This window comes from Aestuariibaculum sediminum, assembly GCF_014596945.1.
Taxonomy (GTDB): domain Bacteria; phylum Bacteroidota; class Bacteroidia; order Flavobacteriales; family Flavobacteriaceae; genus Aestuariibaculum; species Aestuariibaculum sediminum.
Genome location: NZ_JACVXB010000004.1, coordinates 100,707 through 122,617 on the forward strand (window position 1 = coordinate 100,707; position 21,911 = coordinate 122,617).

Here is a 21,911-nt window from a genome sequence, read left to right on the forward strand (position 1 = left end):
AGCTTTTGTTGTGTTAGTTAATGATTATTTTATTGTCTTTTATTTGATAATTTATGCCGTAATTGCGTTTAAAAGTTTCTATTACTTCTTCTATGGTTTCAATGTCAAAACTTGCCAAGAAGCTAAGGTTGTCTAGTTCTTGATTGTTGTTTACGATTTCAACGTTGTAATGTCTTTCCAGTTTATTTCTAATATTTTTGAACGTCATATTTCTAAAAAGAAGTTTACCATCAACCCAGGCGGTATATAAATGGGTGTCTACAGTTTCAACTACGAATTCTTTAGAGCTGTGATTCCAACTACCTCTTTCGCCTGGCTTTAGAATTTTTTCGTAAATACTAGAGTTTGCGTTATTTGATAATTTCACTGAGCCAGAAACTAATACTGTGTTAATAAAATCATCTTCAGGGTAGGAAGAAACATTAAATTTAGTTCCTAAAACTTCAACATTTACATCATTTACATGAACAATAAAAGGGCGTTTTTTATCTTTTTCAATTTCGAAAAAGGCTTCGCCATTAATAAATACTTTACGTTGACCATGAGAAAGAAAATGTTCTGGGAATTTAAACGTTGTTCCGGAATTTAAAGTTATTAAAGAGCCATCTGAAAGTTCTAGTTTTAGTTTTTTTCCATAAGGAATTTTTAAGGTGTTATAAACAAGAACTTCTTCGCTTTTTGTAGTTTTATAAGATAACTTATCCTCTTCTTGATTAGCAATAATTAAGCCTTTTTCATTTGTTATTTTAATAGTTTTATTTTGATCTATTTTCTGTTTAGTACCGTTAGCTAACTCTAAAATAATAGGTTGATCTTCAATGGTTAATGAGGAGTTTTGGTTGAAATATTTTAATTTCAGAGCAAAAGTCAACCCCATTAAAACGACAAATATTGCAGCGTACTTTAAAATTGAATTTAGCCTAATAACTTTAGATGATTTCTTCTGTTTTTTTTGAGATTTAGCTTGTGCTAAAATATTCAGGTATGTTTCTTGTGAGCTATCAACTTTCAGGTGTTGTTGGGAAAGTAAATAATTTATTTCTATCGATTTTTTTATCTCATGATGTAACTGTTCGATAGGAATATCACTAGTCAATCGACATAGTTCACGGTAAGTAATCTCGTCGTTTAGATATTTTTGTATTATTAATTCGCTATTTTTTTGCATTATTTGTTTGTCTCTATTAACTAGGACGCAATTTTGAAATATATCCCTACCTCGATTTCTAACTTTTTTTATTTTTTTTAAAAATTCAAGAAGAATATAATAAATTTGAGCATCTTTGGATATCTTTTTTAACCCATTAAAGTACAAGTGAATAACCAAGATCATAAATTATTAAACGCACTAAAGCATAATCATGAAAGTGCTTTTAACTCTATATATAGCATATATTATAGGGATTTAGTTGTGTATTGTTATAATTTATGTAAAAGGCAGGATATAGCCGAAGATATTGTGCAGGCCGTTTTAATTAACCTATGGGAAAAGCGAGCAAATTTAAAAGTGGGGATATCATTAAAAGCTTACTTATACAAAGCTGTTTATAATAAGTTTGCATCCGATCTTAGGAAAAAGAAAATAAAAGAGACGTCGTTTGAAGATTTGAGACATCAAATTGTGAATGAAGTGAGTCAGGAAAAAGACGATATTATGGCACAACGTATGTCTGTTTTGAATCAAGCGATTGATGAATTGCCGGAAAAGTGCAAAAAGGTATTTTTAATGAGTAAGGTTTTAGGGTATCGACATAAGGAAATCGCTAAGTCTTTAAATATTTCAGAAAAAACAGTCGAGAAACATATTACTAAAGGTTTTATGTTGATAAAAAAATATGTGTTCAATCCTCGACATGTTGTTAAAATATTATTCTTTTATAAAAACAGATTGTTTGGAATTAGAAATTAAGTTTGATTTTCTAAAAGGAAATTAAAAAAAACACTTCAGATTATAATTCAAATGTTTACATTTGAAATTAACCACCTTTTCATTATTTTTAACTAATGACCCCTGATGATTCAGACATATTAAATCGCCTAAAAAAAGGCGATAAGCAAGCGTTAACCGAACTATATAATAGGTATTGGAAGACCTTGTATATAAGTTCGTATAATCTTCTTAAAAACAAAGAACTTTGCGAAGAAATCATTCAGGATGTTTTTATTGATGTTTGGAATTATAAGGAAAATCTTCAAATTAAAATTTCACTAAAATCGTATTTATATGCTTGCGTGAGGTATAAAGTATTTAGTGAATTTCGAAAAAATAAGATTCAAAGTGTTGAACTAATGGAAGGTTTAAACGATCGATTTCAATACGCCACTCCCGAAACCAAACTTATGCACGAGGAGTTAGTGATGCAAATAGATGCTATTGTTAAAACCTTACCTGAACGTTGTCAGGAGGTTTATTTGCTAAGTAGAAATCAGCAATTAAGTCACAAAGAAATTTCTGAAAAACTTGGTATTTCTACAAAAACAGTTGAAAATCATATTACACTGGCATTAAAAACAATTCGTTCCTCTCTAGGGTATTTGTTGAGTATAGAAATGCTGTACATGATACAATAATTCATCTTCATTTATCATAAAAGTGTAATTTTTATTAGAATCATTTTCTGCGTTACCCTTTGTAAATACTAGGGTTAATCTATTTGTGTAAAAAAAAAGTTAAAATTTTTTTAAATTTTACTAGGGGATGCATCCTTAAAAAGACACATAAGAGGTAAACCAAGCTATTTAAAAAATATTTTAATGGATAATTCCGATATGAATAACAAGTTTTTCCGAAGGCTCATAGAGCGCTATCTCGATGGAGAAACGACTGCTGATGAGCTCAAGCTTCTGGTAAACTACTACGAAAGTTTTCAAAAGGAAAACAAGTGGGTTGAAGCTTTAGGACCTGAAGACGTTATTAAAGAACGTATGCTGGTAAACATCTTAGAAGCGATTAAAGATGATGAAGAACCTAAACAACCTAAAGTTATTACATTATTCAGGTCTGCTTATGTGAAATATGCCGTGGCAGCTTCAATAGTGGCATTTGTGGCGACTTTTGTTTTTATAAATTTAGACAGAGATTCTGTTGTACAAGAGGAAGCTATTGTTAATACAAGTATTGAGGTAGGTACGAATAAGGCTATTTTAACCAGAGGAGATGGTTCTAATGTTACTTTAGAAAAAGGCGAACAAATAGCTTTTGATAATGTAGAAAGTAACGGAGAGGCATTAATCTATAATGATAAACCTACCAATACTAAAGAGATAGCTTATAATTATTTAACCATACCAAGAGGTGGTCAGTTTTTTGTTAAACTTTCCGACGGCACTCAGGTCTGGTTAAATTCTGAAACCAAATTGAAATACCCAGAAGTATTTGTTGACGGAGAAAAACGTATGGTAGAATTACTTTACGGTGAAGCGTATTTCGATGTGTCTCCAAGTACAGCACATAAAGGCTCTAGGTTTACAGTTACTAATCATAATCATGAAATCGAGGTTTTAGGGACCGAATTCAATGTTAAAGCCTATAATAACGAACCTAACATCTTAACTACTTTGGTTGAAGGTAAGGTGAAAATCAAGTATCAAGGGAAAGACCACATGTTGCTTCCAAATCAGCAATCTGTTTTAGACCGAAGTACCAACACCATCACATTCAATACTGTAAATGTATTTAATGTAATATCCTGGAAAGAAGGTCTTTTTAGTTTTAATAATATAACTCTTAAAGAGGTTATGGTTGTACTGTCACGTTGGTACGATTTTGATGTTGAGTTTAAAAATAAAGCAATTGAGAACGAATTGTTCGTTGGAACACTAGGAAAACAGGAGAAAATAGAAGATATACTTCAGAATTTAAAAGAATTAGGAATCATTAAAAAATATGAGTTCAATGATAAAAATATAATTATTGAATAAAAAAAAGGGAGCTAAGTTCAAACATTTGGCCGTGTAACAACTTACTCCCTCTTGTATGTATTAATTAAAATAATGTCTAACTAACACAAAACAAATTTATGAAAATTAAATTAACTAATTATCGCTATTTAATTCGAAAGCGATTACCCCTATGCATTATGAGAATATTTATATTTCTATTGTGTGCAACAGTTTTTGGTTTAAACCCGAATAGTTCATTTTCTCAGGAGAAAGTGATTATTAATCAAAGTCAGTCCGTATCGGTAGACGAAATGTTCAATATCATTCAACAACAAACCAATTACCACTTTATTTTTCCAAAGAAATTATTTAAAAATTCACCTACCATCCAGTTAGAGCAAGGTGAAGTGTTGGTAATAAGTTTATTAGGTAAAGCATTGCAGGATAGTAATTTGGAGTTTGAAATAGACGAAAACAATACCATTTTAATTAAAAAGATAGATCATAATTATGACAGAAGACAACAAAAAGTAAAAGTCTCAGGTACAATTAGAGATGAATCTGGTATGCCTTTACCTGGAGTTACTGTTATGGAAAAAGGTACTGTAAATGGTGTAGCAACAGATTTTAATGGTGTTTATTCTATTTCGGTATCCGATAATGCTATTTTAGAGTATACTTTTGTTGGTTTTGTTAAAGAAACTAGAGACGTAAAAGAACTAACATATTACTCTGGAGTAGATATTACATTAAAGGAAAATGTAAATGCTTTACAAGAAGTGGTTGTAACAGGTTACCAAACCTTGTCAAAGGAACGTGCAACAGGGTCTTTTGAAACCGTAGGTGTAGAGCAACTACAGCAGCGTCCGGCTGCAACATTTGTTGAGCGTATTGTAGGTCAGGTACCAGGGGTAAGTGTAAGTCCATGGTCGGGTAAAATTGAAATTAGAGGTCGATCTACGGTTTTTAACGGATATGATGATGTTCTAATTATTGTTGATGGCTTTCCATTAACCCAGCAGGATGATTATAATAGTATAAACCCTGAAGATATAGAAACCTTGACTGTGCTAAAGGATGCAGCAGCAGCATCGGTTTGGGGGGCAAAGGCTTCTAATGGGGTAATAGTTATTACAACAAAGACGGGAAGTAAAAATAAAAAGCTATCAGTCGATTATTCTTCATTTGTTGAGTTTCAGGAAAAAGTAGACCTTGGAGATATGCGCTTAATGAGTGTTGCAGAAGAAATTGACATTGAAGAGGAATTTCTTGAAAAGAATTGGGTGGATTTAAATAGTCTAGCCAATGGAACATCGAGCATTAACGATTTCTATTTAGCTAATATTTATAGAAATGGATTGGCACCTGATGGCAATACGTGGTCTCAAGATACCTACGATAATTATATTAATGAATTAAGTAGCCGTGAAGATGTTACCAAACAGTTTGAGAAGTATTTGTTACGTAATGCATTCCGTGAGACTCACAATATCTCGTTGCAGGGCGGTGGAGAAAAAAATACCTTCTACGCATCGTTAGGTTACACAAATTATAAGTCTCATTTAATAGGAGATAAAGATGATAGATTAAGTTTTAATTTAAGAAACACCTTCGATTTTACTGATAAAATTAAGTTTACAACTGGGGTTACTGCAGTTCAAAGAAACGAAAAGAATAACGGTATTTCCGTTGATGCAGCAGATCAATTACAGGCCTATGATCAGTTAATTGATGAAAATGGACAATATGTTCAAAAATATGTGAACTGGACTCCTTGGTTATCAAGAGAGCGTGAGGCCATAGTTGGATCTCCGCACACATTTAACCTGGTAGAAGAGCAACGAAACCAAGATAACTCTCAGCAGTTTTTAGATGTACGTGCCGATTTTAGAGTTGATGTAGAGTTATTTAATGGGTTAACAGTATCGCCATCCTTTCGTTACGAGCGCGGGGCGGGAGATATCGATAATTTCCGAAACATGAATTTACCATCACACCGTAATTTTATTAATGATTATTTCGTAAATGGAAACTATCAAATCCCTGTAGGTTCAGATTATGAGCAAAGAAAGGAACACTACAAGGGATGGACGATGCGTAATACCTTTAATTACGATAACAGTTTTGGAAAACATGATATTACACTTTTCGGAGGTATAGAATATAACAGACGTTTTTCAGAAAATAGTTTAAATCGCCATTTTGGATATAATAAACAAGCTACGTTATATATAGCTTATGATGAGTTGGGTTTATTTAACCGTTCGCTTCGTGATTTTCAAGGGGTGCCAGACTACAATTTATATCAAGGAATATTTCAGGATGTTAATAATGTAGATAATCGTTTTGTGAGTTGGTTTGGTAATTTAGGCTATACGTTTAATGATAAGTATATATTAAATGCAAGTTACCGTGTAGATCAGGCTAATATTTTTGGTAGTGATCCAGATTTTAGATATAAACCTTTATGGTCTGTAGGACTTGGTTGGAATATGGTAAAAGAAGATTTTTTAGCTAGTACTGATTGGTTGAATAGATTAACTTTAAGAGGAACGTACGGGTTATCAGGGAATAGTCTTGGGGCAGCTTCGCCATATGCCTCTGCATTTTCAAGAACTAATACTTACAAATATTCTTATTTCTTTTCAAGGTTTAGTATTCCTGCAAACCCTAACTTAAAATGGGAGGAAACGGTAACCACAAATGCAGCAATTGATTTTGCTTTATTTAATAACAGACTTTCAGGTACTTTTGAATATTATAAAAAAGCTAGTTCTGATGTGTATTCCAGAAGGCCTTTAGACCCTACCGTTGGTTTTACTGATGCAACTGTAAATTATGCAGAAATAGATAATGAAGGATTGGAACTTCAATTGAATGCTAGAGTTATTGATAAAGAAGATTTTTCTTGGGACATTCGTGCCAATTTCAATAAAAACAAAAATGTTGTGCGTGAATTTCAAGGGTCAACACAAACAGCAGATTATTTAAGTGCAGGAGTAGGTATTCTTGCAGGAGCTGCCGTTAATAACTACTATGCTTATAATTACGCTGGTCTTGATGAAAATGGAGAACTTTTAATCTACGATCAAAATGGCGATTCTCAGCATTGGTCTACAGAGTTTGTAAAAGAGGATTTAGTTTATTTAGGTTCAAAAACACCACAGCATTATGGTGGTTTATCGACAACCTTCCGTTATAAAGGATTCGATTTAACAGCTAATTTAAATTATGGTGCCGATTTTTATTTCCGTTACCGACCTAATTATGCTTCAAGCGGTTATGGTACATATAACAGTATTTTAAATACAGCACAAAGGAATTTTGGGAACCTAAGATTAGATAAAATGTGGGCAGATCGTTGGAGAGAGCCCGGAGATGAGGCTACTACAGGTGTGCCAAGATTGTTTTGGAATGGAGTAAACCCATATACTGGATTAGTAGAATCAAGATTTACTGGAAGTTCTCAAGATCGTAAGTTTAGTCAGTCTACATTCAATACTGTAAAAGGAGATTATATTCGGGTACAGGATATTATCTTAGGATATAACTGTCCTAGTAGCTTAACTGATCGTACATTTTTCAATAGCTTAAGATTTACGTTTCAAGTTACCAATCCGTTTTTGTGGGTTGAAAATGATTTTGGAGTAGACCCGACTGTCTATGATCGTGAATCGCGAGCCACTAGTAACCTTACGAGATTTACACTTGGATTAAGAGCTAACTTTTAATAAAAATTATGATGAAAAGAAACATATATATATTGATGGGGTTTGTAATGGCAATATTCTCTTGCGAAAGCCCAGACGACTTTTTAGATGTAATACCAACAGGACGAGTAATTCCATCAACTGTTGAGGATTTTAATAATTTACTTAATAGTCCGGATTATTTTTTCAGACGTCAGGAAAACATATCATTTAAAGACCCGGATGTATTTATGAACGAACTTAGTTATTCGACTATAGCAAATAACATGCGTTACGCAAACGCTTACATGTGGGAGAATGACTTGTTTTTAATAGATCAAGCTGATGCTGATTACAATAGAACATACCAAATGTTATACATCAGTAATTTTGTATTAGATGGTATTAATGACGCAGAATTAGGTGCCTTTAACGAAAACGAACGTAAAAATATTCAGGCAGAGGCACATGCGCAACGTGCTATGGAATTATTTTTGGCTGTAACTGAATACGCTCCGATGTATGATCCAAATAACAGAGATGTTCCTGGCGTTCCAATGCCTTTGGAGGTTGATATCACCACGTTGTATTCAAAATCATCGGTAGGAGAGGTATACGACCAAATTGTTAATGACCTAAACAAATCGCTAGAGTTAATTTCACCAACATATCCTAATATTAACATAGTTGGGAATTACAGACCAGGTAAAGCTTCTATATATGCATTACTTGCTGAAGTGCACTTGTATATGGGGAATTTTCAAGAAGCTAAAACTAATTCCGATAAGGCGCTTGCTTTATATGATTACCTAAATGATTGGACTACTTTTGAATTCCAAGATCCAGATAATATTACTTTAGGTTATGTAGATAAAGATTATGAAAATAGAGATGGTAACACCGAGGCCTTATGGAATCGTTTCCATAGAGAAGTTTATTATAATCCTGTGCAATTATATCATCCGGATCTAGAAGCTTTATTTGATAAAGACAATGATAGTCGTTGGTATTTACGAGCCTCACAAACCGACAGGAACGGTAACGATTATAGCCCATATTATGTGTATTATTTCCCTATTACGCAGGTGGGTATGACAGTGCCACGATTATTATTAACAAATGCAGAAGCAAAAGTAAGAACAGGAGATGGTGCAGGCGCCATGGCTTCACTAAATAAATTACTGGCAAAAAGACTTTATGCATTTACGCCTTTAACACACACTGATAACGCTTTAACGCTTCAGATTATTAAAGATGAAAGACGAAAGGAATTGCATGGTTCTGGTTTGAATTTGTTCGATTTAGCCCGTTATCATGTGTATGGTGAGACGGTACCAACTTTTACAAGAACGAACCCAGAAACAGGAGCTACTGCTACACTTGAACCAGGAAGCGATGATTATTACGTTCAGATACCTTTACAAGTGCAAGAGCTAAATCCAAATTTAAAACAGTAATTTTTAATGCGTAGGAAAGGTCATTTCACGATTTTATCCAACTAAAAAAATAGAAAATAATGAAAAAAATATATTTAATATTATTTGGCATCTTATCTGTTTTAACTTCTTGTGAAAAAGAAGAAGATATAGTAATGCCTCCAGCCTATCAAGTAAATTGGTTCGACGATACTAATTTAGTGTTTTCTCCAATTGGAGATCCTGGATTTACCTATAACATTAATTCCAATTCTGGTCAATCTTTTTGGGGAGATACAGAAGCAGAGTATGATGTAAAGATGAATTTTAGTGCAGATATTGAAATTTCTAAAATTGAATTTTATGCGTTTGTAGAAGAAAATAATGGAGAAACTTTTTCCTATAAAGGGGGAGAGATAGGTAAACTTTTAGAAACAATTACAAATCCGGAAAATAATTTTACTTTAACAGTAAGTTCTGATAAGGTTTATCAGTTGTACAGCGGCGAATTATCAGCTGAACATTCAGGCGAGTTGTTACCTGAGGATTTAGTAGAACTAAAATGGGTTATAACTGCTGAAGATGGATCTGTATTAGATACTAGAGTAGATTGTAATGGGTTTAACTGCACATATGGAATCAAAACTTCTATAAAATATGTGGATACCTGGTTAGGTGAATTTGAAGCGACATGGACAGAAGTGGGACCTGGAACGGTAACCTATTCGTATTCTGATGTTGTTGTTGGTGCAAAAAGAACCGTAACATTTACCCCAGGCGACGAAGAAGGCCAATACGCTGTTGACGATATGGCGTTTGGGGGTGCTTACGGTGGACCTAAGCCAGGGTACATTACTTTCGATAACACTACTAATACATTATATGTTTATGATTTCACCAATTATAAAAATAAATGGATTTTAGTGAGTGTAACTCCTGAGGTTTTGACTGTTAGATGGGATAATTATTACAACCAGTGGTATAACGAAAATGGCGTTATTGAATTGCGTAGAAGTGATGGTTTAACTTGGCCAGATATTACTGAAATTATCAATAATAATTAACCATTAATATTTTAATAAAACAGGGTAATTCATTCTGATTACCCTGTATTTCAATACTTTTATTATGAATAAAAATATAAAAAGGGTGGCTTTGCTATGCTTAATGTTGATGTTGTCTTTTTTCGTGTTTCAATGTCATTCAGCTAAGGAAATTAGCAAAACAGTGAACGACAAAACGTTTACCCTAACAGCTGATTTGAAAGGCTTGGACAAAGCATTTTTAGTTTATTTTGAAAAAAACAATGCCTATCCCGATGGTGTAAGAAGAGATACAATTTGGGTTAAAGACGGCAAGTTTACATTTACCGATTCGGTTAATGATTATAAATTATACTTCCTCAATGTGTTAAATACAAGAAGTTGGGAAACAGAGTACAATGGCAGAAAATATACATCTTCAACAAAAGCCGATGTGAATAGATTATGGTTTATTGCATACCCTGGCGCTGAAATAAAATGTTCAGGGAAAGTTGAAGAGTATATGGTAGATGCATCACTTTCTGATGGCAGAGGTGTCAATCAAGATTTTACCAGAATACAAGAAAAAACATTTCCTTTAATCGATAGAGCGCATGCCTTAAGATTTATAACCTACACAGAAGATTTAACTGAAGAAGAAAGCAAAAAGTTGTCAGATTCAGCAAATGCATTATTTAAACAAGCTATAGACTTAAAGAAAGAATTTGCTAAATCTAATCCTAAATCTATCGCAGCGTCTTACGTATTTATGGATGGATATTACAGAAAGTATTTTACGCACGATGAAGCCAAAGCGGTTCTTGAAGGTTTTGATACTGAAACCTTAGATGGTACACCTTTCTATGATGAAGTAAACCAAAGAATAGCAGCTGTAGAGAATACAAAATTAGGTATGCAAGCTCCTGAGGTTGTAACTAATAACACTTTAGATGGTTCTGAATTTAAATTATCAAATTTTAAAGGGAATTATGTGTTACTGGATTATTGGGGAACTTGGTGTGGACCTTGTATGGCGGAGATTCCTAAAATAAAAGAGTACTACCAAAAATATTCCGATAAAAACTTTGTTGTTGTAGGAGTAAATTCTGGAGATGCAGTTCCGAAATGGAAAAAAACCGTTGAAGACAACGGTTATAACTGGGAACATATACAGACTACTAGCGAAAACAATTTGTTAGTGCCATTTAATGTGACTTCTTTTCCAACCAAAATCTTAATTGATCCTGCTGGAAAGATAATATACAGTTCTAACAATGCTACAAAAACAGATATGTATGCTATGTTAGATGCAATTTTCAAAAAAGGATAATACAATTCACATGAATAAAATGCATAAAATATCTATAATCCTTATTTTACTTATTCTTACGTCTTGTAAATCAAATCCTAAGGAAGAATATGCTATAATTAAAGGTAATATTACTAATGGCGAAGACATTGAAAAAATATACTTAACTAATAATGACCGCGATTTTAAGTATGAAATCAATTTGTTAGAAGATGGTAGTTTTCGAGATACTCTTACCATAGAACCGGGGATGTATTCTATGTCTATCGAATCCAGAAAATCTACGCAAATTGTTTTTTCAAAAGGAGATGATTTAACCATAATAATGGATGCGAATTATTTTAAGGATTCCTTGAAATTTGAAGGACAGGGATCTAATGAAAATATATTGTTGCAGACCATAAATAAAAAAATAATCGACTGGGAGCAGAAAAAATCTGAAGCATACAGTTTAGGTGAAGGCGATTATAAAAATTTACTATCAGAAAGACAAAAGGAGTTAACAGCTTTGCTATATGGAAAACAGGAGTTAAATCCGTTATTTGTAGATTTCATGAAGCGCCATATAGATTATTGGAAATTTTATGGTTTAACCTATTACCAAGTGTATCACAGGTATTATACTAAGAATCCAGAGTTTACTATATCGAGTGATTTTTTAGATGGAGCAAGAGCATTAGATTTTTATAGGGAAGTAGATTATAAGGCTAGTGAATATTACTATAGGTTGGTTATGAGCGAACAAATAAAAAGAGCCGATTCTATCGAAAAATCAGGAGTATCTAATAAAACTCTGGCCAGACTTAAGGCTTCAGCTGGTTTTCAGTCCGACTATATTAAAAATGATCTGTTATTACAAACCATTATGGGTAGTCTGGCTTTCGATAATGAATTTACATCAAGCTTTGATGCTTACATGCAATTATCCACAAACCCAGACCATAAAGCTAAAGTTTTAAAGCAGTTTAACGAAGTAAAATCATTAGAAAAAGGTAATCTATCTCCTAAGTTTGTGAATTATGAAAACTATAACGGTGGTTTATCATCCCTTGATGATTTTAAAGGAAAATATGTGTATATAGATGTATGGGCAACATGGTGTGGGCCTTGCAAAGCTGAAATCCCATATTTACAGGATGTTGAAAAAACATATCACGATAATGACAAGATAGCCTTTGTAAGTATTTCTGTTGATAAAGAAAAGGATCATGAGAAATGGAAAGCTATGGTAAAGGACAAGGAAATGAGTGGTTATCAATTAATAGCTGATAATAGTTTTAAATCAGATTTTATTGATTCTTATAAAGTTAAGGGTATACCTCAATTTATTTTAATAGATCCAAATGGTAATATTGTTAACCGAAGTGCACCACGCCCTTCTTCTCCAAGATTAATTGAATTATTGAACGATTTAGATATATAAAGAGAATTATGAATAAATTTCATTTTGCCATTTTATCATTATTGTTCATGGCATGTATAAAGCCCGTTGATAAAACTAATGAATACACTGTTATAAAGTTTAATATAACTGGTTTTGAAGAAACCAATAACGATTTATATTTTTCTTCTTCATCAGCTGATTTATCTATAGAGAAACCATTTAGAAAAATTTATAAAGCAAATAATAATGAACCAATAGTTGATACATTAAATCTGGAAAATGGTGTGTATTTTGTTGGAGATGGCAATAATTTTATAACTCTTGATATAATTAACGGTAGTAATCTTTCGGTGTCTTATAATATTCAGGATTTTAAAAGTACTTTAAAAATTACCGGAGAAGGATCAGAACAAAGTAACTATCGCCTTCAAAAGGATTTTAAGAAGAGTAAGGTGTTTTATAAGAAAATGTATGAGCTAAATGAACACGATTTTATTGATTTGCAACTAAAGGTAAAGAACGACTTGATAAATTTTATTCAAAATTTTACAGGCGTTTCAGAAGACTTTAAGTCTAAAGAAATAAGGAATTTACATTATGAATATCTAGCAAATTTATCCAGATTCGAAGCTTCTCATGCATATTATACAAAAAATAAGGATTTTAAGGTTTCAGAAGCGTTTTATAAAGAATTTGAGGGTTTAAAGTACGATAATGTTCAGGATTTTATTTTTTCAAGGGCTTATCAGGGTTTAGTCTTTGAACATTATAAAGAAGTAAGTTTAGATTATTTGATAAGCAAACCAGAACTAGATAAAGACTTAGCGCTTTTATTAGCATTAAATACTATTTCAGATGATAAGATTAAGTATCCGTTGTTTTATAGGGTAGGTGTTCCTGTTGATACTGAATTTACAGATGAACTAACTCCTTTATACCATGCTTTGGTAAATGCATATTCAAAAAGGTTTAAATATTTGGAGAATGAAGATGTGACAATTGACCCGCAATTGAAAAAGGGCATGCCTTCAACCAAATTTGTCAATTTTGAAAATTTAGGAGGCGGGACAACTTCACTTGAGGATTTAGCGGGAAGTTACATATATATAGATGTTTGGGCGACTTGGTGTGCACCTTGCAAAGACCAAATACCTTTTTTAAAGAAAGCTGAGGAGCTGTTTCATGATAAGAATATTCAATTTGTGAGTATATCGGTCGACCAAGCAAAAGATTACGAAAAGTTAAAAAGGACGGTAAGCGAATTGAATTTAAAGGGAATTCAGCTTTTTGCCAATGGGGAGTGGAAAGAGAATGATTTTATGAATGCATATCACATTAACAGTATTCCAAGGTTTATTTTAATAGGGCCAGACGGTAAAATCGTAGATGCAGATGCGCCTAGACCATCTACAAGAGCATTTTTTGATTTGCTTGAACAGATAAAAATATAAATAAATACAAAGATTAATTTCATGAAAATTATTTTGATATGATAGAAAGAGTTTTAATATCACTAGTCATTATGATTAGTTTGTTTTCCTGTAAAGTTGAAAATAAAAATGATTACATCATTCTGAGAGGAAAGGTTCTAAACAAAACTTCAGATGATTTAAAGTTAACAAGTTTAGTATATTCAGATAGCAAATACATTGCAATCAACGAAGATGGTACTTTTGTTGATACCTTAAGAGTAGATGCCGATAATATGATGTTATTCCATCCTGGTAGTCTAACTTATATGTATTTGGAAGCTGGTGATGACGTTCATTTAACCTTTGATACGAAAGACTATTATAATACTGTTCATTTTGAAGGTAAAGGCGCTGCTCATAATAATTATCTAATATCAAAAAATAAAAAAACCAAAGAGGTTTTAAGTGGCGTTAAAAACTCATTTTTGTTAAATGAAACAGAGTATAAGCAAATACAAAAAGAAATAGAATTAGCTTGTCTGGCTTTATTAAGCAATACTAAAGGCTTACCAAAAGCGTATCTAGAAAAGGAAAAAAGGAATATTAGATATACTACATTAAATCGATTAAATGAATATGAAGCTAATCATGCTTATTTCAGTAAAAACCCAGATTTTAAGGTATCTAAAGGGTTTTTAAAAGAATTACATGAATTAGATTACAATAACGCTGAAGACTTTATATTTTCCAGTAACTACAGTAGTTTAATAAGTTCTTACCTAACAAAACAAGCCAAAAAGCTTTCAGATTCATTGAATATTGAACCCGATGTGGCATATTTAAAACAGGTAAACACACTAACTAACCAAACTATAAAAAACTTTATATGTTATAAACGAGCAAAAGCAGGAATTACATATACATCTGACTTAGAAGGCTATTACGCTGAATATTTAAAAGGGAGTACGGATGAAGAAAATAATAGAAAAGTAGAAGAAAGCTATAAGGCGCTTCGAAAGTTGGCAAAAGGTGAGCAATCACCACATTTTGATAATTACGAAAACTTTGATGGCTCAACCACATCGTTAGATGATTTAAAAGGCAAATACGTGTATATAGATGTATGGGCAACCTGGTGTGGACCATGTAAAAGGGAGATTCCTTATTTAAAGGAAATTGAAAAACAATATCATAATAAGAATATTGAATTTGTTAGTATTTCAGTTGATACCCAAAACAATCGTGATAAATGGAAAGCCATGGTCGAGGATAAGGAGCTAGGAGGTGTTCAGTTATTGGCTGATAATGCCTTTGATTCGAAATTTGTTCAAGATTATTTAATAAAAGGTATTCCACGTTTTATCCTTTTGGATCCGGAAGGAAATATTGTTACCTCCAATGCTCCGAGGCCTTCCAACGAAAAACTAATCGATTTATTTAAAGAATTAAACATATAAAACTAGCAATCGAATTTTTCCCTAATTATTTTTTTGATTGAAATTCATATTTGAGTTAGTTAAATCCTAGAGAATATGAATGAACGAGGGCTGTTTAAACAGCCCTTTTTTTATTAAATAAACTTATTATCTATAAACTCTAAATCTAAGAGAGGGAATAGTTTAAACGATCAAAAGCACCAAAAGCCGTTTAATATCCGATTAAAATCTTCAGCGAAGAAGAGTTCTAAAAGGTTAAAATTTACTATATTTCGTAAATAACTTAACTAACTAAACTAATTTCTTCACTTATTTTAATGACAAAAGCTTACTTAAACTGCTTGTTAAAATTTACGTTTTTCATTTTTTTATCATTACAAATTTCTTGTAAACAAAAAGAGGATGCTTACAAGTTTACCATTGGTTTTGCTCAAACAGGATTCGATGACGACTGGCGTAAGGCCATGAATCAGTCGATGAGGATTCAAGCAGATTTTAATCCTAATATAGATTTGGTTATTATGGATGGTGAGGATGATGTTGATAATCAAATTGAGGATATCGAACAATTAATTAAGAAAGGTGTTGATGTTTTAATTGTTTCGCCAGTAAAATCAAAGCCTATTACACCCATAGTAAAACGCGCATATAATAAAGGAATCCCCGTTTTAATCGTCGACAGAAAAATTGAAGGATCAGAGTACACAGCTTACCTTGGAGCCGATAATTTACAAGTAGGTACCGATGCTGCCAACTATCTGGCATCGATAACATCAGAAAAAAGTTATATTCTAGAAATAAAAGGTCTGCCAGGATCTTCTCCTGCATTAGAGCGAAGTCTAGGTTTTAATAATGTCATTAAAAAAAACAATCATTTAGAGGTAATTCAGTCTATTGATAGTAACTGGGAAAGCTATTCGATAACCGATACGTTACGTAAGGTTTTAGATGAAACAAAATCAATAAATTACATATTTGCACATAACGATAGATTGGCATTGGGAGCATGGGAGGTCTTGAAAGAAAAGGGCTTACAGAATGATATTAAAATTATAGGGGTTGATGGACTTTCTGGTCCAAATGGCGGTATTCAACTGGTTCAGGAAGGGATATTTATGGCTACAATTTTATATCCTACCGGGGGCGACGAAGCTATGAAATTGGCATCAAGCATATTAAATGGACAAACGGTGCCTAAAAACAATATTTTAAAAACCATTGTTATCGATTCCAGAAATGCTGATATAATGAAAAATCAGTATGATAAAATAGCTCAGCATCAAAAGGATATTGAAAATCAGCAAAATAAACTTAAACGTCAGGAAAAAATATATTCTACGCAATCCAACATTTTAAAACTCTTACTGGGTTTGCTCATTATTAGCGTTTTACTGGGGGCTTATAGTATTTATTCGAGTTATAATTTAAAAAAGAAAAAGCGGGAGTTAGAATTACAAAACAAAAAGATTACGATTCAAAGAAATCAAATACGAAAAATAGCCGATGAGGTTAAGAAAAGTAACGATGCTAAAGTTAATTTTTTTACCGGCTTGTCGCACGAATTTAAAACACCTATCACACTCATTTTATCGTCTGTTGAAACCCTTTCTGATAATAAAGCACTAAAAGATAACAAACTACTTCGCGAAATTGGTTTGATTTTTAACAATTCCAAACGCTTATTGCGATTAATTAATCAACTCCTAGATTTCAGAAAAATTGAAGACAGAAAATTTACCTTACGAGCTTCTGAAACCAATTTGTTCGAATTTACCAAAACCATTTTTAGGGATTTTGAACGTGAAGCACAAAAGCGAAATATCAACTTTTCGCTAGTTTGTAATAACGAAGCGCTAAGCGTTTTTATAGACCGAAATTTAATGGATAAAGTGTATTTTAATTTGCTTTCTAACGCTTTTAAGTTTACCCCTAATAATGGTCGTATACATATTGAAATTGTAGATGATGAAATTGGGAATTGTGTTAAAATTTATTTTAAAGATTCGGGGATTGGTATTCCTGGTAAAGAGCTTGATAATGTATTTAAAGTATTTTATCAAGGGTCTAACAACAATAAACCCAGTTCGGGAATTGGGTTGCATTTGTCGAAAGAATTTGTCGATATGCACAGTGGTAACATTAGTGTTAAATCTAAAAATGGTACCGAATTCGAAATTACCTTGCCTAAAGGAAAAGCTCATTTAGCTTCAGAAGAAATAATTCAGGAACCCGATGTGATTTATGACTCGGGATTAAAATTAAATGAATCCGATTTTGAATCCGAGCGATTTGAGCAGGAATCCCTGCCGTTGAATCCCGACGACGTGTACTCTGTTTTGGTTATTGAAGATAATATCGATTTAATACAATATATAAAAGGAAAATTACAAAACGAATTTCAAGTTTACCTTTCCAACGGTACTGATGCTATAGAAAAAGCTTTAGAACATGTTCCAGATGTTATTATCTGTGATGTGAACTTACCCGATAAGGATGGTTTTGAGATTTGTGAAATATTAAAAAACGATCTACGAACTTCACATATACCAACTATAATTTTAACGGCATTAGATGCCAAGGATTCTTATTTAAAAGGCTTACAGTCTGGAGCCGATTTATATTTAACGAAACCATTTAGTTTTAGAATTTTATTTCAATCCATCAAGACTTTACTCTATAATCGCGAGAAACTTCGCTATTATTACATTAATAATATTCATAAAATAAATTCCAATGAGACCTTTGGTTCGCAAGAACAGGATTTTATAGCTCAGATGAATCACATTATTAACGATAATCTTGATAATTCTAATTTTTCTGTTGAACAACTGGCCGAAAATTTAAATGTATCACGTGTACAATTGTATCGTAAAGTAAAAGCTATTTTGGGCGTTAGTATAAGCGATTATATTCAAAATATGCGTATGGAAAAGGCTAAATCGCTATTAGAAACTTCAGGTTTAAGTATTTCTGAGATTGCCTATGCCACCGGATTTTCTTCCCCAAGTTATTTCTCAACCAATTTTAAAAACACTTACAAAATAACACCTAAAGCTTTTAGAAATAAAAGTTGATATGCCAAAAGGTGTCTTCCCGCTCGCTTTTATTAAGTTTATTTTAAGAAATTATTAATGACTTTAGAAGATTATTATCATAAAAATAAAAAATTAAGCTTACTCTAGCTTAATACCTTTTCAATTTATCCTTCTGTAAGATAATTTGATGTAACAATTTTTAAAAAGTAGGTAACAATTTTGAATTTTTGAATGTTTCATAAAACATAATTAATACCATAATGTGCTATTATTTAGTGGTTTAAGATCTTTTTTGTTGTTGGTTTAACAAAGTTGTAACTTTTTGAAACAATATTAAAGTCTAAGCGAGGGCTTTCTCTCTACATTGCAAATAACTAAACTAATACCACCACCACATGAATAAGAAAATCTTGATTTGGTCCATTACTGCGGCATTAGCTGGCTTTTTATTTGGCTTCGATACCGTAGTTATTTCGGGCGCAGAAAAAAAACTACAGGTATTATGGAATTCATCCGATGTATTTCACGGCGTTGTAGTAATAGGAATGGCATTATGGGGCACCGTAGTTGGCGCTTTGCTTGGTGGCATTCCAACCAATAAAATAGGAAGAAAAAATACGTTAATCTGGATTGGTATATTATATACAGTATCTGCATTGGGATCGGCAATCGCAAATGATCCTATTACCTTTGCAATTTTCAGGTTTATTGGTGGTTTAGGAGTAGGGGCTTCAACCATTGCAGCTCCTGCATATATTTCTGAGATTGCCCCAGCAAAAGACCGAGGGAAATTGGTTGGACTTTACCAATTTAATATTGTTTTTGGTATTTTAATTGCCTTTTTTTCGAATTACCTGTTAAACGATACAGGAGATAATGCTTGGCGCTGGATGGTAGGTATTGAAGCTTTACCCGCTGTATTATATACTGTTTTTGCTATTGGAATACCTAAAAGTCCGCGTTGGTTGTTAACTAAGGCCAGAGTTTCAGAGGCTAAAAACGTACTTCAAATTATAAATCCTGAATTAGATGCAAATCATCTCGTAGACGAAATTCAGGATGAAATGAACCACACGGTTCCTAATGAAAATATCTTTCTTAAGAAATACCGTTTCCCTTTAATTCTTGCATTCTTAATCGCTTTTTTTAATCAAATGTCAGGTATTAACGCCTTACTGTATTATGCTCCTCGAATTTTAACAGAGGCTGGTTTGGCCGAAAGTTCGGCACTATTAAGTAGTATAGGTGTGGGTGTTACCAATTTAATCTTTACGCTTCTGGGGGTGTTTTTAATCGATAAGTTAGGAAGAAAGCAACTTATGTATATCTGTTCTTTTGGATATATTATTTCTTTATCTCTGGTTTCGGCAGCGTTCTTTTTAAACTGGGAAGGCAGTGTAATGCCTATTTTCCTTTTTATGTTTATTGCCGCTCATGCCATAGGACAGGGAACAGTAATTTGGGTATTCATTTCAGAAATTTTTCCTAATCATTTACGCGGAAGCGGGCAATCGTTTGGTAGCTCAGTGCATTGGGTGCTTGCAGCCGTTGTTCCTTCTTTAATCCCAGTTTTATTCTCTACCATAGGGGCTGGAATGGTATTTTTAATTTTTATGATTATGATGGTTTTCCAACTTGCGTTCGTGGCTTTCATGATGCCTGAAACCAAAGGAGTATCCCTTGAAGAATTAAGTAAAAAACTAACTAAATAAACTTTATAATGAAAACATTTAGACTAATTGCAACTGTTAGCTTTATGCTCATGTTGTTTGTGGCCTGTAAACACAATAAAAAGGAGCAAATAGAACAGCAAGCCATTGAAAGTGTAGTGCACAATGAAGAAGCACTGTACCGCCCCAATTTTCATTTTACGCCACAGAAGGCCTGGATGAATGACCCCAATGGGATGTTTTATTACAACGGTTATTACCATTTGTATTTTCAATATCACCCTGAAAGTAATGTTTGGGGACCTATGCATTGGGGACATGCCATAAGTACCGACATGATTTCTTGGCGCGAATTACCTATAGCATTGTACCCCGATGAATTGGGTACCATATTTTCTGGAAGTGCTGTTGTAGATATAGGAAATACTTCAGGTTTGGGAAGAACTGAAAAAGCAGCACCAGTTGTGGCTATGTACACCAGTTCTAAACAACTTGAAGGTACTGACAACTGGAAGCAAACGCAAAGTATTGCTTACAGTAACGATGAAGGTAAAACCTTTACAAAATTTGAAGGAAACCCAGTAATTGATAACGATTCTTTAAAAGATTTTAGAGATCCTAAAGTGGCCTGGGATGAAGAACGAAACCGATGGATAATGGTTTTGGCTGCTGGTGATAGAATTATGTTTTATGAATCCGAAAATTTAAAAAACTGGAAATTTTTGTCCGATTTTGGTCAAGGAATAGGTGGCCACGGTGGTGTTTGGGAATGTCCAGATTTTTTCAAACTGCCAGTTAATGGAGGAGACGATTACAAATGGGTTCTTTTTGTTAGTATCAACCCAGGAGGACCAAATGGAGGTTCAGCAACTCAATATTTTATTGGTGATTTCGACGGGACACAATTTGTTATGGATCCCGAGTTTGCAGAAGATTTGGCTAAAGACCATAACTATTGGATTGATTTTGGAAAAGATAATTATGCGGGAGTATCCTGGAGCAATGCCAGAAGAAAAGATGGAAGCAAACTTATGCTCGGTTGGATGTCTAACTGGCAATATGCACAAAAAGTGCCTACCGAAACATGGCGTAGTGCTATGACCGTAGCTAGAAAAGTTCAGCTTAAAAAAGATGACAACGGGTATCGATTAGTATCTAATCCAGTTAAAGAATTAGAAGGCTACAGAAGTACCAAGTATAAAAAAGAAGATTTGCTTATTTCGGGCGAGACCAAGATAGTAGATTCCAAAGTCATAACGCTGAGTAGTACAGAAATAAAATTCGAGATCTCCGATTTTCAAACTAGTGCTTTTACGTTTAAATTATCAAACCAACAAGGCGATATGTTGTTGTTTGGTTACGATAAAACAAATAACTCATTTTTTATAGATAGAAGTAAATCAGGAAAAATTGACTTCTCTGAGGACTTCGCTAGTAAAAAAACTAAAGCACCACGCACAAGTTCAAATTCAACTTTAACAGGAACTATTATACTCGATAAAACTTCCGTTGAATTGTTTTATGATCAAGGAGAAACAGTGATGACCGAAATATTTTTCCCTAATGCACCATACGACACACTTAGTATGATTGCAGGTGATGAAGATTTTACAATAAACCATATTGAAATCCATAAACTAAATGTTAACTAAAACTA

14 protein-coding genes are annotated in these 21,911 nt (G+C 32.9%); 13 read left to right on the top strand and 1 reads right to left on the bottom strand.

Annotated elements, in window-relative coordinates; genetic code table 11:
* Positions 1-13: 13 nt before the first annotated feature.
* On the bottom strand, positions 14-1,168 hold the full coding sequence (locus tag ICJ83_RS10535; RefSeq protein ID WP_188230358.1) for a FecR family protein: 1,155 nt from the start codon (positions 1,166-1,168) through the stop codon (positions 14-16).
* A gap of 147 nt (positions 1,169-1,315) precedes the next feature.
* Here ICJ83_RS10535 and ICJ83_RS10540 point away from each other — a divergent pair, with 147 nt between their 5' ends.
* The 13 genes from ICJ83_RS10540 to ICJ83_RS10600 all read left to right on the top strand — a co-directional run bounded on the left by ICJ83_RS10540 (position 1,316) and on the right by ICJ83_RS10600 (position 21,906).
* Complete coding sequence (locus ICJ83_RS10540) at positions 1,316-1,909, top strand: RNA polymerase sigma factor (protein WP_188230359.1); 594 nt, start codon at positions 1,316-1,318, stop codon at positions 1,907-1,909.
* Positions 1,910-2,004: 95 nt separating this feature from the next.
* Complete coding sequence (locus tag ICJ83_RS10545; protein ID WP_188230360.1) at positions 2,005-2,571, top strand: RNA polymerase sigma factor; 567 nt, start codon at positions 2,005-2,007, stop codon at positions 2,569-2,571.
* 183 nt (positions 2,572-2,754) lie between these two features.
* A complete protein-coding gene (locus tag ICJ83_RS10550) occupies positions 2,755-3,921 on the top strand; it encodes a FecR family protein (RefSeq protein ID WP_188230361.1) in 1,167 nt (388 codons plus the stop codon).
* Between the two features lie 158 nt (positions 3,922-4,079).
* Positions 4,080-7,613 carry a SusC/RagA family TonB-linked outer membrane protein gene (locus ICJ83_RS10555; protein WP_188230362.1) on the top strand — a complete coding sequence of 1,178 codons (3,534 nt, stop codon included), beginning with the start codon at positions 4,080-4,082 and terminating at the stop codon, positions 7,611-7,613.
* A gap of 8 nt (positions 7,614-7,621) precedes the next feature.
* Positions 7,622-9,028, top strand: coding sequence for a RagB/SusD family nutrient uptake outer membrane protein (locus ICJ83_RS10560; RefSeq protein WP_188230363.1), 1,407 nt, complete (start codon positions 7,622-7,624; stop codon positions 9,026-9,028).
* Positions 9,029-9,087: 59 nt separating this feature from the next.
* Positions 9,088-10,050: a hypothetical protein gene (locus tag ICJ83_RS10565; protein ID WP_188230364.1), complete on the top strand. Its 963-nt coding sequence runs from the start codon at positions 9,088-9,090 to the stop codon at positions 10,048-10,050.
* Between the two features lie 64 nt (positions 10,051-10,114).
* The gene (locus ICJ83_RS10570) at positions 10,115-11,338 is read left to right on the top strand and encodes a TlpA family protein disulfide reductase (protein WP_188230365.1); all 1,224 of its coding nucleotides are present in this window, start codon (positions 10,115-10,117) and stop codon (positions 11,336-11,338) included.
* Positions 11,339-11,348: 10 nt separating this feature from the next.
* Entirely contained in the window at positions 11,349-12,740 is a 1,392-nt protein-coding gene (locus ICJ83_RS10575) for a TlpA disulfide reductase family protein (RefSeq protein ID WP_188230366.1), read from the top strand.
* Between the two features lie 8 nt (positions 12,741-12,748).
* Entirely contained in the window at positions 12,749-14,152 is a 1,404-nt protein-coding gene (locus ICJ83_RS10580) for a TlpA family protein disulfide reductase (RefSeq protein ID WP_188230367.1), read from the top strand.
* Positions 14,153-14,190: 38 nt separating this feature from the next.
* Positions 14,191-15,570: a TlpA family protein disulfide reductase gene (locus tag ICJ83_RS10585; RefSeq protein ID WP_188230368.1), complete on the top strand. Its 1,380-nt coding sequence runs from the start codon at positions 14,191-14,193 to the stop codon at positions 15,568-15,570.
* A 296-nt stretch (positions 15,571-15,866) separates the two neighbouring features.
* Positions 15,867-18,623 (top strand): hybrid sensor histidine kinase/response regulator transcription factor, encoded by a 2,757-nt coding sequence (locus tag ICJ83_RS10590; RefSeq protein ID WP_188230369.1) that lies wholly within the window; start codon positions 15,867-15,869, stop codon positions 18,621-18,623.
* Between the two features lie 356 nt (positions 18,624-18,979).
* Positions 18,980-20,296, top strand: a complete 1,317-nt coding sequence (locus tag ICJ83_RS10595; RefSeq protein WP_188230370.1) for a sugar porter family MFS transporter — start codon at positions 18,980-18,982, stop codon at positions 20,294-20,296.
* 8 nt (positions 20,297-20,304) lie between these two features.
* On the top strand, positions 20,305-21,906 hold the full coding sequence (locus tag ICJ83_RS10600) for a glycoside hydrolase family 32 protein (protein ID WP_188230371.1): 1,602 nt from the start codon (positions 20,305-20,307) through the stop codon (positions 21,904-21,906).
* Positions 21,907-21,911: the final 5 nt, after the last annotated feature.